Origin of the sequence: Methylophaga sp. (assembly GCF_965655755.1) — a bacterium.
GTDB lineage: Bacteria > Pseudomonadota > Gammaproteobacteria > Nitrosococcales > Methylophagaceae > Methylophaga.
In genome coordinates this window covers 1-14,846 of sequence record NZ_CBFHHW010000032.1, presented here as the reverse complement: position 1 = coordinate 14,846, position 14,846 = coordinate 1, and the positions used below count along the sequence as shown (strand labels likewise).

The following is a 14,846-nucleotide window of genomic DNA, read 5'->3' as shown; positions in this document are numbered from 1 at the left end:
AGTTCCACAGGAGGTAATTTTTATGTCAAGCCCAGAACATAAGCAGAAGATTTGGGAAATGATAAAAGATATCGGAGTCGGCATGTTGGTCACGCTTGATGATGATATGCCACGCGCTAGACCAATGCATCTAGTCCAGGATGAATATGACGGCACTCTCTGGTTCTTTACACGGCGAAGTGCTGAGAAAGTCTCTGAAACTAGAAATGATCATGATGTATGCCTTAGCTTCTCCGATCAGGAAAAGGGAGTGTATGTCTCGCTCTCGGGTAAGGCTCAACTGACCGATGACCCCACACTGATAGAGAAATATTGGAATCCTATGATCGCGGCATGGTTTACAGAAGGCAAAGATGACTCTGATGTGGCATTGCTGGAAATCAAGGTTGAAATGGGTGAGCACTGGAAGGCTAAGCAAAGTAAGGTGTTCCAGCTTTATGAATACGCCAAAGCCAACATCAAGGAAGACACCACTCCGGATATTGGCGAAAACGAAAAATTTGGTGGCTAAATAACGTTTATAAAGCGATTGTATTCATTTAGAGCATTACATCAATGATTTATTTGAAGGACGCGTATTCGAGGCAGATAATGTCACCACTCTCACAAATGCTTCGTAATTAATCCTAAACTTTGAATAAATCAGAGGACTGTCACACAAAGTTGTGGCAGTCCTTTTTATTAGGTAGCTATTCAATGTTCGCCGGCATGGTCGATGATCGTAACACCAGTGATTTCGATAAAAGCCTGAAAAGTCGTGCGGAATGTTGAGGAACCCGCTCTTTTTTTGTTTCAGGGAAAGAGCCAAACAACTGCCGCTGACTAAAGGTTAGGTAAGCATTAACCCCTGTTGCGATTGAGTGGCTGTTAATTCGTTCAGCCACTAGCGTGTGTTTAAGCTTAATTCACTTTTTAGATGGCTCTGATGGGGGTGTTGGGGCTGGCGGCATGGGAGGCGCTTTTTCGGATCCTTCCTCATCTTCATCCTCATCGGGCTCTACAGGAGGAACTGGAGGCTGAGGCATAGGGGGGGCATCTTCAGCTTCTTTTTGTTCATCCTCGTCGGGATCTTCTCTGGAAGGAGTGGTAGCAGAAAGAGATGAAAGTTGATTTTCAGTCGAGAAAACTTCAGTGACATATTCATCCGTTGTTACAGAGTCTTGTCTTTCTTGTGTGTATTCACAGTTCTGGGAAGCAAGAAAACCAGTGATGTTCATTGGATGTTTTTCATGAATATTTTGTGGTTTCATTGGTTTGTTTCCTTAAAGTTATTAAAGCGTCTTTAAATTGAACTGGAGACTTGATAAGTACCTTTCGGAAAATTTTTATTAGTTCCAGGGTAAAAGCGAGTTGTATATGCTTGTTCAACTCTCATAATGAGTAACACTGACTACATCATCGTTTATCTATCCGATGACTTCAATCTTGAACTCCTGGTGAGAGTATTTTCTGTTCCTTTTGACATCTTCGATTGCCATGTCGCCATATCCTGTTAAATTAACAGGAAGTCACTGATACCATGGCAGGGGGCAATATGCAGCAGTTGATTGAGAAGAGCTTGATGGGATGGGCAGGTGCTGTGGGACTTGCAATCGTTGCCATACTTGTTAGTTTTTTTATCTATAAAGCACTTATTTTTCTGGTTGGCCGCTTTTCCAAACCGACCTCGGTCGCCCGCATATTCTTTGACGCGGCAGCTCCCGCACTGGGTGTATCTATAGCCCTGTTAGCCCTGAACAGTGTTTTACATTCGGTGCCTCAGGATCTTCCTATGCTGGCGCCCATTCAAAATTTCACAGTACTGATGTTGATTTTGTCTCTATCCTGGACTGCTGTTGGCCTAACGTCGGCGATTGGCGATGTTATTGTCCAACTAAACCCTGCTTTCGAAGATGATTGGAAGAGGGCTCGCAAGGTTGAAACTCAGACTCGCTTTATCGTCCGTGGCCTGAATATCGTGATTGTTCTGGTGGGAACAGGCGTAGCATTGATGAGATTCGAATCTGTTAACCAGATTGGCACCAGCCTGCTAGCCTCAGCCGGTATTGGTGGAATCATCCTTGGTTTTGCTGCTCGTCCGCTGTTGAGTAATCTGCTGGCAGGCATGCAGATCGCGTTCACCCAGCCATTCCGAATTGATGATGCGATGTTTGTTCAGGGCGAGTGGTGTTGGGTAGAAGAGGTAACCGCGACCTATGTCGTTCTAAGAGTATGGGATCTCCGTCGACTGGTCGTCCCATTACAGTGGTTTATTGAGAACCCTTTCCAGAATTGGTCACGGAATACTGCCGATCAGATAGGAAGTGCTTTGATTTGGGTGGATTATGGCATTCCCATTGAACCATTACGTGAAGAGTTCTCACGTTTGTTAGAGGCATCACCAGACTGGAATGGTGATACCTCATCAGTTCAGGTGGTTGAGGCTGGTGAAAAGGCGATACAAATTCGCTTTCTGATGAGTGCTAAAAACTCCAGCACACTCTGGAACCTGAGGTGCTCTATACGTGAAGGCTTAATACTCTTCATTCAGCAGCATTATCCAGAATATCTGCCTCGACACCGTGCTCAGTTAGAAGAAAAATTAGATCCAGTCAGTCCAGGATAATGATCTTTTAATCTCAGGTGGGAGACAGCTGAAACATTATCGCTGCAATATGGCTCAGCCAGTGTCTCAGTAGCTCAGTTGGATAGGGCGTTCCCGTCATAATAGCAGCTGTTAGTCAGACAAAAGCTATCTTATTTAGCTGTCAGTGCAGGGCTTTATTATGAAATCTCCTCCAAGTCCACCATAGGCTGTCCTCAGCTCATAGCCTACTCATAGGTTTTTATCGGTGACGGCGCCTTCAGATGCAGAAGAAACCGTTTTTGCATATTTCGCCAAAAGTCCGCGGGTATAACGGGGTGGAACAGGTTGCCAAGCTTTTCGTCTTTGTTTAATTTCGGCATCACTTAAGTGAAGGTGAATTTCGGCGGTTTCTGCATCAATCGTTATTTCATCACCATTTTCAACCAGTGCAATTGGACCGCCATCAAAGGCTTCAGGAGTAATGTGGCCAACCACAAAGCCGTGACTGCCGCCAGAGAAGCGGCCATCAGTAATTAAGGCAACGTCGTTACCGAGTCCTTTGCCAATAACAGCCGAAGTTGGACTTAGCATTTCACGCATTCCCGGTCCGCCTTTAGGGCCTTCATAACGGATAACGATGACGTCACCTTTAACAACAGTGCCATTTAAAATGTCTTGTTGAGCTTCTTCTTCAGAATGAAATACCCGAGCTTTGCCAGTAAACCGTAACCCTTCTTTGCCGGTAATTTTAGCGACAGCGCCTTCAGGCGCTAAATTGCCTTTGAGAATGATCAAATGACTGTCTTTTTTGATGGGCTTATCAAAGGAATAAATAATGTTTTGATCGGCAGGATAGGGGGCTACATCAGCCAGATTTTCAGCCAATGTTTTGCCGGTAACTGTCAGGCAATCACCATGCAACAGTCCCCGATCCAATAGGCTTTTCATCAGGGGCTGAATTCCGCCGATGGCAATCAGTTCCGACATCATATATTTGCCGCTGGGGCGCAAGTCCGCTAATACCGGTACCTGGCGGCCGATGCGTGCAAAATCATCCAATGTGAGTTCAACATCCACCGCATGGGCCATCGCCAACATATGCAAAACGGCATTGGTCGAGCCGCCCAGTGCGATTAATGTGGTGATAGCATTTTCAAATGCCTGCTTGGTCATGATGTCGGTGGGTTTGATGTCCTGTTCCAGCAATGCCATAACGGCAGCACCTGCCCGGCGGCAATCCTCTGCTTTTGAGGGAGAGACGGCTTCCTGTGCGGAACTGTTGGGCAGACTCATGCCCAATGCTTCGATTGCTGACGCCATGGTATTGGCGGTGTACATGCCACCACAGGAACCGGCACCGGGAATCGCCGTTTGTTCAACCTGTTTTAATTCCGCCGCCGACATATCGCCCCGGGCATGTTTGCCCACAGCCTCGAACACAGAAACAATATCCGTATGGTTAGCACCAGGCTGGATTGTGCCGCCATAGACAAATACCGACGGGCGGTTTAAGCGGGCAAGGCCGATCAGGCAGCCGGGCATGTTTTTATCGCAGCCACCAATGGCGACCAGTCCATCGAATCCCTGACAGCCGGCAACAGCCTCAATCGAGTCCGCAATGACTTCACGAGACACCAATGAATATTTCATGCCGATGGTGCCATTAGCAATGCCATCAGAAATAGTGATGGTATTGAATATTATCCCTTTACCACCGGCCTGGTTAGTACCCTCACAGGCAAAATCAGCCAGTTGATTGATATGCATATTGCAGGGGGTGACCATGCTCCAGGTCGAGGCGATGCCAATTTGAGGTTTCTGAAAATCGGCATCGTTGAAACCAACCGCACGTAGCATCGCTCTGGCGGGTGCTTTGCCGGTCCCATCTACCACCGTGGATGAATGTTTTCGAGTATCTGTCATGGCCTGACCTTATCGGATTTTAATAAGAGAATCTTAAGACTAAAATCAAATTGGATCTCTTTAAACGAGCTAGTTCGATATTGATTTATTATTAGTAAAGAACCTTATCATTTCCTGTGCTCAACAGACAGTTCGCAGTGACTTTACTAATAAAGACTTCCTGCTAAGGTTAAGTGGGGTTTATCTAAAAGAGCCTAGCGGCATAGGGTTAAGGTGAGTGATAGAACCTGCCACTTGGAACTGAGTGTCGGGGTGCTGGTGGGACATCTATGAGGTTATATTGGCCTTTCCTGTTTTACTGAACGCCTTTGGCCGCTCAACTACTACTCTTGAAAGCCAGTTTTCTTTGTATAATGGGCAGTATCGTCGGTTGCGAATGGGCCTGTAATAACCCTCCATGTTGAGGCCTCTGGCTCTGCTGGATAGAGTGTCTCCCTATAAATGTAATCTTAGCGCTAGGACTTAGCTCCAATTAATAATTGGGAAAGAGTTCAGCTTTGGCTTGGCAAAATAGAAACCTTGAAATTTAGTAATACCTTCTTGGAGTAACCAGTTTATCTCCGCTATTTCTTCTACACCTTCAGCAATGACTGAGATGCCAAGCGAATGGCAGCAATTGACTATCGCTCTCACTATGGCTTGCTTGGGTCCGTTGGTATGAATTGATTGTATAAGTTTTCTATCTATTTTTACCTTGTCTGGATGAAATTCAGTCAGCAAAGATAAGCCTGCGTATCCTGCACCGAAATCATCGATAGCCACGTTAATGCCTGAAGTCTTCAACTTCATTATCGCTTGTAAGAAAGCTTCTTGATTTGTAATGATCTCCTCTTCTGTTATTTCAACAATGATTTGCTCGTTGGGAATATGAAGATCTTTGGCTTTGGAAACTAGCACTTCCACAGCATCAGGATTCACTATTAGAGACATTGGCAAAAGATTTAGTGAGATTCTACATGGCAAACCGAGATCAGATGCTATTTCGAGTGCGTATTTCTTTGATTCCAAATCAAACTCATACAGTTCGGTTCCACTATATTTGGATAGCACCTCGAATGGCGAAGAATTATCAGGACCTCTGATTAGAGCTTCAGCGGAAGTCACTAATTTACTGACTGGGTTAACGATAGGTTGGAATGCAAAGTTAACCGGATATTCTTTTTTAGGTTTATTGAGTTGATCGCTTAATTGGAGGCCAGAATTGACTGAATCATTAAGCTTGTCAGCTGGGATACTATAACTTTCACGCCAGAGACCTTTAGCAAATGCGTCTATAATCATCGCTGCACGATTCTCATCCACAGATTCCAGTTCACTCAAGTATTGTGGCTGATTGGTTCCATTGTGGTTTGTTGGAAGTTCAATTTGATTATCTTTGCCAATAGATATAAATGCTAGGCCCCAATCGCTGAACGTTCTTTTGAAAATAGGCTCATGTAGAACAGTCACCAACTTTTTGTGTCTGGAATCAAGCTTAATATCTTCGTAAAGACTACCAATGCTCTGGCTACTGCCTTCAAGAACCTGAAGAAAGTGTTCGCCATCAAAAAGAAGCAGGCCTGTAATATTTCTTTGGCGGTTTCTGTGTTTGAATACCAGAGACATTTCCTGAACCCTATCCTTATCAAGCTGGTCAGTGATGGTGCTCTTGTATACAAGTAAACTTAACGACATTTAAAATCCACACACAACTAAATTACTTCAATCAAACATTAATGTTTGAGGGGTGAAATTTTTATCAAAGTATGAATACGATAGTTCTCAAAATATTAATCAAATATGCAAAGTATCGATAGAGTTTGCATGTTAAATGATCAATTTTTCTAACTTCTGTGGAGGCTAGAATAAAAGATGTATGCCGCTCATCAGCCGATCCATTATGATTGAGCTCTTGGGATCGAGCTGAGTCGTTATCACTGTTATAATGCCCAGCCATTGTCCCCGTAGCTCAGCTGGATAGAGCGTCCCCCTCCTAAGGGGAAGGTCGCAGGTTCGACTCCTGCCGGGGACGCCATGATTTATTTTAGATGTAGAGCGTGGTATCCGCTTCGCTGGCAAACTCAAGAAAAGTAGCCGCGCCACCGGAGCTTACGCCATCGATGAAGTCTTCATGCTTGAAGTCAAACAAGTCCACGGTCATCTGGCAGGCAATCAGTTCAACGCCAGATTCGATGCAAATCTCACGTAATTGTTCGACACTGGCAACGCCTTTCTTTTTTAATTTTCGTTTCATCATCCAGGTAGCAAAGCTTTCCATCCCTGGCAGGATCTGAATAAAGCTAGGCACGGGAACAGGCATTGGCATTGCCGGGTTGCCCAACGGAGAGACTTTGAGTGAGAGTTCTTTATTGAGCAATTGCAGACCGTAGAAGGTGAAAAAGATTTTGGCTTCAAACCCCAATGCAGCGGCTGTGGAGGCTAACAGAAAAGGGGGGTAAGCACCGTCTAAAGTGCCTTTGCTAGCAATAATTGCGAGCTTTTTAGCCATTTGAATCACCTTTCTCCAGAATGAAATAAATTTTGCCGTCGGCTTCAGAGGTTTCAACCAGCCTGTTACCCGTCATTTTGCAGAAGGCGGGGATGTCTTTGTTAGCGCCCGGATCTGTTACGATTAGATTGAGGCGCTGACCGGGAGTCATGTCATTCAAGGCTTTACGTGCTTTGAGAACTGGCAGTGGACAATTTAGTCCTGAGGTATCAATTTCTGTATCAAATTCTGACATACTTGCTTTCGACCAATCATTAGACCAATTCATCATGATAAACCGAATTACCTTTATTGTCTTGCCGGAACCCCTTCAGGGGGGCATGGGTCTATGCACAGTATGAAACGTTATTTTTTACTCTTATTACTGTTTTCTCCGGGACTGTTCATCACGAATGGTTATGCGGTAGATATTGCTTTACCTGAAATGGGAGACAGTGCAGGAGCATTAATTTCTCCTAGAGAGGAATATGACATTGGACAGGCCTTTTTCTGGCGACTCCAGCAGAACACTGAATTGGTCGAAGATCCGGAAGTTAATAGTTACATTCAGTCTTTGGGGTACAAGTTAGCATCCAATAGTGATGAACCGGGATTGAATTACACCTTTTTTATGGTACCGGATCAATCTGTTAACGCGTTTGCCGCGCCGGGCGGATTTATTGGTGTTAATGCAGGGTTATTGCTGACAGCCGAAAGTGAAGACGAGTTAGCCTCCGTCATGGCGCATGAGATTGCACATATTACGCAGCGGCATATCCTTCGCAGTTTTGAACGGTATAAACGGATGACGATTCCGCGAACAGCAGCAATGATTGCGGCAGCGCTTCTTGGCGCAGCAGATCCCCGAGCCGGTTCAGCAGCCATACTGGCTGTGCAGGCAGGGGATATTCAAAGTCAGATCGATTACACCCGCGCCCATGAGTCTGAAGCAGATAATCTGGGTATGCAGACACTGGTTCAAGCAGGCTTTGATCCTAATGCAATGCCCAGCTTTTTTGAAAAACTACAACAGGCAAGTCGTTATTACGGTGGTGATTCGGTGCCCGAATTTCTGCGAACTCACCCCGTTACACTTTCTCGTATAGCCGATGCCCGTGGTCGCGCAGTGAAATATCAGAAGCAACAACAGCTCAGTGATGGATTGCAGTTTTATTTGATGAAAGAAAAGCTGCGGGTGATGACAACGGATGATTCATCAAAACTTCTAAATCATTATGAGCAAGTCTTATCACTCGACAATGATAAAAATAAAGATCCCGCACGCTATGGTTATGCATTAGCTTTGTTAAAAAGTGGCCAGCACACTCGGGCACGCTCGACCTTGCAGCCGCTTCTAGAAAAAGACCACGATAGGTTAGCTTATCAACTGGCTTTAGCGGATATTGAAATGGCAGTGGGGCGAGTGTCGACAGCATTAGCCATATACGAAGAGTTCCAGCGCCTCTATCCGGATGATCAGGCTTTGAGCATGAATCATGTTCACGCACTATTACGCAATGGACGCCCACAAGAGGCAGCCAATTTGCTTCAAACGCAACTTGATTTAGGTGAAAATTCGCGTGACGTTTATAAGCTAATGGCACAAGCCAAGGGTGATATGGGACAGAAAAGTCAGGCACATACCTGGTTAGCTGAGTATTATTATCGATCCGGTTTGCTTAAGGCGGCTGCCGATCAATTACGGCTGGCGGCTGATGCCGCTGGTAATGATGAGTATCAACGGGCCAAGATTGCATCACGCTTACGTGAAGTGGAAAATGCGTTAGCCCAGATGGAACAGCAATAAATGACACATGCTACAAACACAATGCGTCGCAAACTGATCAAAGGTGCTATCTCAGCGTCGACGCTGGCGATGGTGGCTGCGAGCGGCCTCATTTTACCTAGGCGGGTTCTGGCGCATTGGCCCAGTGATGCGTTTACTGCTGGCACCGTTGAAGATGCCTTGCTTGCTCTGCTTGGTGAAGCAGAAGTTGCAACTGATAAAGAGGTCAGTTTCAAGATTGGCGCCCCCCCGAGTTATGCGGTTAATGGTGCATCAGTCCCGGTTGAGGTACGAAGCACACTAAATAATATCGAACGGATTGCGATTCTTGTTGAAAAAAACCCCAATCCGTTGGCGATGAGTCTGGATTTAACCCCGGATGTTTCTCTTCCCTTTAAAAGCATGATTAAAGTAGCTGAAGACTCGAGAGTTATTGCGGTGATACGTGCTGATGGTAAGCTCTATCGAACGTCACGTGAGATAGAAGTAGACATTGGAGGGTGTGCTTAATGGCGATTAAAGCGAGAGATAGAATCAGAGCCAAGCTACAAGATGGTCAAACCATCGTACGTGTTCTACTGGCGCATCCCATGCATACCGGAAGAGGCGAAAATGAGCTGGGGGAGTTGATTCCGGCAGAGTTTATTCAGGATATCCGTTGCTGGCGGAATGAGCATGAGGTATTGACCATCAAGTGCGGCACGGCCACAGCGCGAAATCCTTATTTCTCTTTTCAGCTCACGGGTGGCTCGGCGGGTGACAAGATCATGATTCGCTGGGTCGATAACCTGGGTGCAAAAGGTACTGCCGAGACATTTCTGCAATGAGTCTCAAGCTTAAGGTCAATCTGTTTTTTACCATGCTTTTGCTGGTGTCGTTATTGGCGAGTACCGGTGTCTTAATCTCTAATGCCCGTCATTCTGTGCAAAATGAAGTGGAAGACACAATGAATTCAGCGGCGCGTTTGATCACGCTGACCCTTGCCGATAAGCCGCTTAATCGGGATCTTGGCATTAATGAGCAGATGCATGAAATGGTCAAAGCCCTGAGTGAAATTCGTAGCCTGCATATCCTTTTGTTTGATTCTCAGGGGCTTTTATTCCAGGGTGAACCGGAAGAAAATATCGAGGATGAACCACCGGAATGGTTCGTAGATGTTCTATTCCCAAAGGTTACACCTTTATCAAAACGTTTTGGTAGCGGACGCATGGTGATTTATGCCGCACCGATGCAGGAAATCAGTGAGCGTTGGCTGGATATCCGCAGCATCCTGGCTTTGGGGTTAGTGATATTCGTGTTTGTCAGCGTCTTTTTATATTGGGGCGTCGATTGGTTCTTGAGACCATTACAGCGTTTATTGCAGGCTCTGTCAGGGTTTGAACGCGGTGATTTGCACTTACGATTGCCTAATTTCACTTTAGCTGAAATGAATCAAATCAGTCACACCTTTAATAGAATGGGGCAGGCATTAGAGCTTAGTACTGTTGAAAACCAGCGCCTGGCCATGTTGGTGCGGCAATCGGGCGATGCCATTTTATCTTTGGACCATGCCGGCAACATCACATTTTGTAATTCGACCGCAGAGCGTTTATTTGCACCTCAAACCTCCATCCTTAAGGGAAAAGCTCTAGCTAACCTTGGCTTTGCCAGGGATCACAAACAGATTGCGAATATTCTGGAAAATTGTGAAAGCACAGAAAACAAAGAGACCATTCTGCTTCGTCCGGATGGTCAGGAAGTGGATTTATTGATGTCTACCGTACCTTTGTTGGACAACGAACATAGGGTTATGGGCTTAATCTGTACATTACGTGATATCACTGAGCTGAAACAGGCTGAAGCGGCCAGAAGTCAGTTACGCGAAACCCGTTTGTTGGCGAAACATATGGACGAAGTTCAGGAAGCGGAAAGGCGTCATCTGGCGCGTGAATTACATGATGAATTGGGTCAATGTCTGACAGCCATTAAAACCGATGCGGTTCTTATTCGTAATCGCACTGAATCTACAGAGCCTCGTGTCTTTAATAGTGCTCAGGCGATTATTGACACAGCAAGTCATATCTATGATGTAGTACATAACATGATTACCCAACTTCGCCCGAGCCCATTAGATGACCTAGGGCTTGTGCCTACCTTGGAACAGAGCATTGCCAGCTGGCAGTCTCGTGAGAGTGGTATTAATTTTCAACTCGATGTTGAAGGCACGCTTAACAATCTCACCGAAATGATGAATATGACGGTGTTCAGGGTTGTTCAAGAGGCAATTACCAATGCCGTTCGTCATGCCGATGCTTCTGAAATAAAGGTAAAAGTCACAGCTGAGCAGGGTAGTGACGACGACAAGCTATTTATTGATATTCGAGATAACGGCAAAGGAATGGTAGTGAAAGACTTTCACTCCGATGTTGACTTCGGCTTGCTGGGTATGCGTGAGCGTGCACAAAGTCTAGGCGGTGAATTTAAACTAGAGAGTGAACCTGACGCGGGTGTCAGAATTTTGATTAGTATTCCACTTGGAGCGGATAAAACCTTATGAGCCAGAATAAAACGACAGTGCTATTAGTGGATGACCATGGACTCGTTCGGGCTGGTTTTCGACGCCTGTTGGAGGATGGTGATAAATTTACCGTTTTGGCTGAAGCTGGGAGCGGTGAACAAGCCGTACAGGATTTTGGCAAACATCATCCCGATGTGGTGGTGATGGATATTTCTATGCCAGGGATTGGTGGCGTAGGCGCTATTGAGCGAATCATTGCGAGAGAACCTTCGGCGAAAATTCTGGTGTTGAGTGTTCATGAGGACAGCGTTTTTACTACCCGAGCCATGCAAGCAGGTGCCTTAGGATTTATCCCCAAGCGAAGTGCACCAGAAGAAATGTTGCGTGCTGTCGAAATGGTGGCGCAGGGAAAGACCTGTATTGCGCCCGAAATAGCTCAGCAACTGGCTATGCAAAAATTAACCGGATCTGAAAATCCGATTGATGTATTGAGTCAACGCGAATTTGAAGTGTTTCGTCTATTGGCTGAAGGCAGAACAGTCAATGATATTGCCGATATTTTAAGTTTAAGCCCCAAAACTGTGGGCACCCACCACACCAATATAAAACAGAAACTCAATGTGTCCAATTCAGCTGAGTTAGCCAGACTAGCGATACGTAGTGGCTTATTGGATGCCTGATTACACTCACTTCTATACAAAAAGATTTTTATGAGTGCTGCTATTCAGGAAAATCCTGAGTCAGGTCGAGTAAAATTCTCTCTTCTTTCTTGTCACAGATAGATATTATGTATCTCAAGTCATGAAGCAAATGACATTTTTAATAACCCTAAAGAGAGGTGATTATCATGTGGACTAAACCAGAATATTCAGACATGCGTTTCGGTTTCGAAGTAACAATGTACATCTGCAACCGTTAATACGCAGTTAAGAAACAAAGAAAGCCTCGGTCTCGACCGGGGCTTTTTTTTGTCTGCGATTTCTATTGAGCAATGAGATTAGGAGATTCTCCTATCTTGTAAAAAGAGGTCAGGAACTATACTAGTTGTTTTTTCATGAACCTCGACGTATGAACCTCAGATTCAGACTTAATCTTGTTGTGACATTGGTCCTTCTGGTCATTTTATCGATCGGTGCCGTTGTTGTTATTCATAATGCACGTCAGAATGTTCAGGCCGAAGTTCAGTCAACTATGGATTTGGCACTCCATATGTTGAATGCGGAACTAACGACCATCAATCAGAATAATATTCAGGCAAGTGTGGTGTCTCGAACCTCGCCTTTTAATTTAAGGGACCTTGCTGGTGTGCGACATCTTCGCATAGCTTTTTACGACGATAATAATCGTTTGATTGAAACGAACCTGACGGACAGTGTGAATAAACAAAAGCAACCGCCCTCATGGTTTATGAATCAGATGCACTCTGCCTTGGAATCCATCTCAGAAAAAGTAATACCTATTAGCATAAATGGTCAGGTACTGGGGAAATTAGTGGTGAGTCCCGAACCTGGAAATGAAGTCAGCGAAGCGTGGAAAGAGACCAAAACCATCCTGTATTTGATCGTTCTTTTTTTTATTATTGTTAATGTGTTGCTTTATTTTGCAGTAGCGCGCTCTTTAAAACCTATTGATACGATTACTGAAGCATTAACCGATATTGAGACGGGACAGTTGGATAGGCGTCTGCCCGTTTTTAAATTGCCTGAGATGAGCATTATCAGCCATAAGTTTAATCTGATGGCAGCGGCCCTACAAAGTAGTATTAATAATAATCATCGACTTACACAACAAATTATTCGTTTACAGGAAGCTGAGCGTAAAAGACTTGCTCATGAACTGCATGATGAAATCGGTCAGCACTTAACTGCCATTCATGTGGATGCTTCTGTAATTAAAACCAGCCCTAACCTCGAGTCAGCAAGGAAGAGTGCCGCAGCAATTGATGATGTTGTGCGCCGTATGATGGAAATTGTTCGCACGATGTTGCGTCAATTACGGCCTGATGGACTTGATGAGTTGGGTTTTGTCATCGCATTACAAGAGCTGGTAAATAACTGGAAAGAAAGACACCAGAATATTGATGTCGAGGTGCATTTTGATGGTGATTTCAAGGTCATTGATGAAGCTGTTCAATTGACTTTATATCGCGTTATGCAGGAATGTCTGACCAACATCAGTCGCCATTCTAAAGCTAGACAGGTTTGGATTTCATTAACTGAGAAGAACAAGAATATCCAGCTGGAGGTGATAGACAATGGGCAAGGATTTGATCTACAGCAACATCGGCATCGGTTTGGCCTTGCGGGTATGAAAGAACGTGTAGATAGCGTTCAAGGGAAGTTGATAATTAAAGCTTCGCTCAACGAGGGCGTCACAATTGACGTTACTATTCCAAAACAAGGAGGTCTCACTTGAGTCTAATGATTAGAGTCATGTTGGTTGATGATCATGCTGTTGTCAGGTCTGGCTTATGCCGTCTATTAGAGCAAAATGCAGATATCAGAGTTATAGCTGAAGCGAATAGTGGTGAACAAGCCTATCAGATATACCCGGATATCCACCCTGATATATTGGTGATGGATATGTCAATGCCGGGAATGGGTGGTTTAGAGGCAGTGCGTCGCGTACTAAATCGTTGGCCTGCAGCCAGGGTGATTATGTTTTCAATGCATGAGAATGCAACTTATGCGATTCAATCACTTACCGCTGGCGCGATGGGGTATGTGGCAAAGTCAGGCAATGCTGAAGATTTAGTCAAAGCAGTGCGAGAAGTCAGCAGCGGAAAGAGCTTTTTGAGTTCAGATATGGCCCATAAAGTGGCACTGCAGAGTTTGGCTGGTGATGATAACCCTACGCAAAGGCTTACTTCACGTGAGTTTGAGGTGTTTCGTTTATTAGCTGAAGGCAAGTTAGTTGATGATATCGCGAGTTGTCTGAGTATCGGCCAAAAAACCGTTGCGAACTATCAAACCAGCCTTAAACAGAAATTAGATATCCATTCTCCTGTCGAATTGGTTCGGTTGGCAATGAAATATGGTGTTATAGCAGAACAATAAAAGACATATTATTCAATTGCATAGGCTTTGCTTTCCCATCTCGGGTGGGAGTCTCTCCCAGTTAATTTAGGAGCCCCTCATGGTGCTTGTGCGACGTAAGCATAATAGAGTCGTAACACTCACGCAGTCGGACAAACAAGGTTGTCTGTGTGTATTGCTAATAATGAAATAAATAGGGACTCAATTATGAAGCTGAAAACTTTATCATTAGCCATGATGTCTTTGGCCGTACCAGGTATGGTCGCTGCTGACGAACTGGCAACAATGCAAGAAAACGAAAATAACTGGGTTATGCCTGCAGGTAACTATGCTAATCAACGTTATAGCGAACTAACTCAAATCAATAAAGATAATGTCAAAGATATGAACATGACATGGTCTTTCTCAACCGGTGTTTTACGTGGTCACGAAGGTAATGCATTGGTGATGGACGGCACAATGTACGTTCATACTGCATTCCCTAACATCGTATTTGCGTTGGATTTGAACAACGACGGTGCAATCAAATGGAAATATGAGCCAAAACAAAACTACGACGAAACTGTGCCAGT

At 44.8% G+C, this 14,846-nt stretch carries 15 protein-coding genes, 1 tRNA gene and 1 pseudogene; 12 read left to right on the top strand and 5 right to left on the bottom strand.

The genetic code is table 11. From position 1 onward, the window contains the following. The coding region (locus ACTF5U_RS10440; protein WP_438971569.1) for a pyridoxamine 5'-phosphate oxidase family protein at positions 1-511 on the top strand (511 nt) is incomplete at its 5' end. Between the two features lie 394 nt (positions 512-905). Here the strand turns inward: ACTF5U_RS10440 and ACTF5U_RS10435 are convergent. Next, the gene (locus tag ACTF5U_RS10435; protein ID WP_438971568.1) at positions 906-1,250 is read right to left on the bottom strand and encodes a hypothetical protein; all 345 of its coding nucleotides are present in this window, start codon (positions 1,248-1,250) and stop codon (positions 906-908) included. 269 nt (positions 1,251-1,519) lie between these two features. Between ACTF5U_RS10435 and ACTF5U_RS10430 the strand changes: the two genes are divergently transcribed. Further along, the gene (locus ACTF5U_RS10430) at positions 1,520-2,605 is read left to right on the top strand and encodes a mechanosensitive ion channel family protein (RefSeq protein WP_438971567.1); all 1,086 of its coding nucleotides are present in this window, start codon (positions 1,520-1,522) and stop codon (positions 2,603-2,605) included. Positions 2,606-2,815: 210 nt separating this feature from the next. Here the strand turns inward: ACTF5U_RS10430 and ilvD are convergent, their stop codons facing one another. Together ilvD and ACTF5U_RS10420 are read right to left on the bottom strand one after the other, a co-directional pair. Further along, positions 2,816-4,489 carry a dihydroxy-acid dehydratase gene (gene ilvD, locus ACTF5U_RS10425; RefSeq protein ID WP_438971566.1) on the bottom strand — a complete coding sequence of 558 codons (1,674 nt, stop codon included), beginning with the start codon at positions 4,487-4,489 and terminating at the stop codon, positions 2,816-2,818. A 462-nt stretch (positions 4,490-4,951) separates the two neighbouring features. Further along, positions 4,952-6,163: a diguanylate phosphodiesterase gene (locus ACTF5U_RS10420; RefSeq protein WP_438971565.1), complete on the bottom strand. Its 1,212-nt coding sequence runs from the start codon at positions 6,161-6,163 to the stop codon at positions 4,952-4,954. A gap of 263 nt (positions 6,164-6,426) precedes the next feature. On the opposite strand from ACTF5U_RS10420, the gene ACTF5U_RS10415 reads away from it, so the two are divergent. Continuing rightward, positions 6,427-6,503, top strand: a tRNA-Arg gene (locus ACTF5U_RS10415). Positions 6,504-6,512: 9 nt separating this feature from the next. Here ACTF5U_RS10415 and dsrE2 read toward each other — a convergent pair. Together dsrE2 and ACTF5U_RS10405 are read right to left on the bottom strand one after the other, a co-directional pair. Beyond that, entirely contained in the window at positions 6,513-6,977 is a 465-nt protein-coding gene (dsrE2, locus tag ACTF5U_RS10410; protein WP_438971564.1) for a sulfur carrier protein DsrE2, read from the bottom strand. Next, on the bottom strand, positions 6,970-7,248 hold the full coding sequence (locus ACTF5U_RS10405) for a sulfurtransferase TusA family protein (protein ID WP_438971563.1): 279 nt from the start codon (positions 7,246-7,248) through the stop codon (positions 6,970-6,972). The genes dsrE2 and ACTF5U_RS10405 overlap by 8 nt, the downstream gene beginning before the upstream one ends. Positions 7,249-7,305: 57 nt before the next feature. Here ACTF5U_RS10405 and ACTF5U_RS10400 point away from each other — a divergent pair, with 57 nt between their 5' ends. The 9 genes and pseudogenes from ACTF5U_RS10400 to ACTF5U_RS10360 form a co-directional block, all read left to right on the top strand. Continuing rightward, positions 7,306-8,763 carry a M48 family metalloprotease gene (locus ACTF5U_RS10400; RefSeq protein ID WP_438971562.1) on the top strand — a complete coding sequence of 486 codons (1,458 nt, stop codon included), beginning with the start codon at positions 7,306-7,308 and terminating at the stop codon, positions 8,761-8,763. Beyond that, complete coding sequence (locus ACTF5U_RS10395; protein WP_438971561.1) at positions 8,764-9,252, top strand: thiosulfate oxidation carrier protein SoxY; 489 nt, start codon at positions 8,764-8,766, stop codon at positions 9,250-9,252. It begins immediately after the preceding gene. Then, positions 9,252-9,569, top strand: coding sequence for a thiosulfate oxidation carrier complex protein SoxZ (soxZ, locus tag ACTF5U_RS10390; RefSeq protein WP_438971560.1), 318 nt, complete (start codon positions 9,252-9,254; stop codon positions 9,567-9,569). Before ACTF5U_RS10395 ends, soxZ begins: the two co-directional genes overlap by 1 nt. Then, the gene (locus ACTF5U_RS10385) at positions 9,566-11,278 is read left to right on the top strand and encodes an ATP-binding protein (protein WP_438971559.1); all 1,713 of its coding nucleotides are present in this window, start codon (positions 9,566-9,568) and stop codon (positions 11,276-11,278) included. Before soxZ ends, ACTF5U_RS10385 begins: the two co-directional genes overlap by 4 nt. Next, the gene (locus ACTF5U_RS10380; protein ID WP_438971558.1) at positions 11,275-11,919 is read left to right on the top strand and encodes a response regulator; all 645 of its coding nucleotides are present in this window, start codon (positions 11,275-11,277) and stop codon (positions 11,917-11,919) included. Before ACTF5U_RS10385 ends, ACTF5U_RS10380 begins: the two co-directional genes overlap by 4 nt. A 167-nt stretch (positions 11,920-12,086) precedes the next feature. Beyond that, positions 12,087-12,158, top strand: a complete 72-nt coding sequence (pqqA, locus tag ACTF5U_RS10375; RefSeq protein ID WP_081443609.1) for a pyrroloquinoline quinone precursor peptide PqqA — start codon at positions 12,087-12,089, stop codon at positions 12,156-12,158. Positions 12,159-12,307: 149 nt separating this feature from the next. Continuing rightward, positions 12,308-13,654 carry a histidine kinase gene (locus ACTF5U_RS10370; protein ID WP_438971557.1) on the top strand — a complete coding sequence of 449 codons (1,347 nt, stop codon included), beginning with the start codon at positions 12,308-12,310 and terminating at the stop codon, positions 13,652-13,654. Further along, the gene (locus ACTF5U_RS10365) at positions 13,651-14,295 is read left to right on the top strand and encodes a response regulator (protein WP_438971556.1); all 645 of its coding nucleotides are present in this window, start codon (positions 13,651-13,653) and stop codon (positions 14,293-14,295) included. The genes ACTF5U_RS10370 and ACTF5U_RS10365 overlap by 4 nt, the downstream gene beginning before the upstream one ends. Positions 14,296-14,481: 186 nt before the next feature. Further along, positions 14,482-14,846, top strand: a pseudogene (locus ACTF5U_RS10360) (PQQ-dependent dehydrogenase, methanol/ethanol family); the annotation flags it as partial.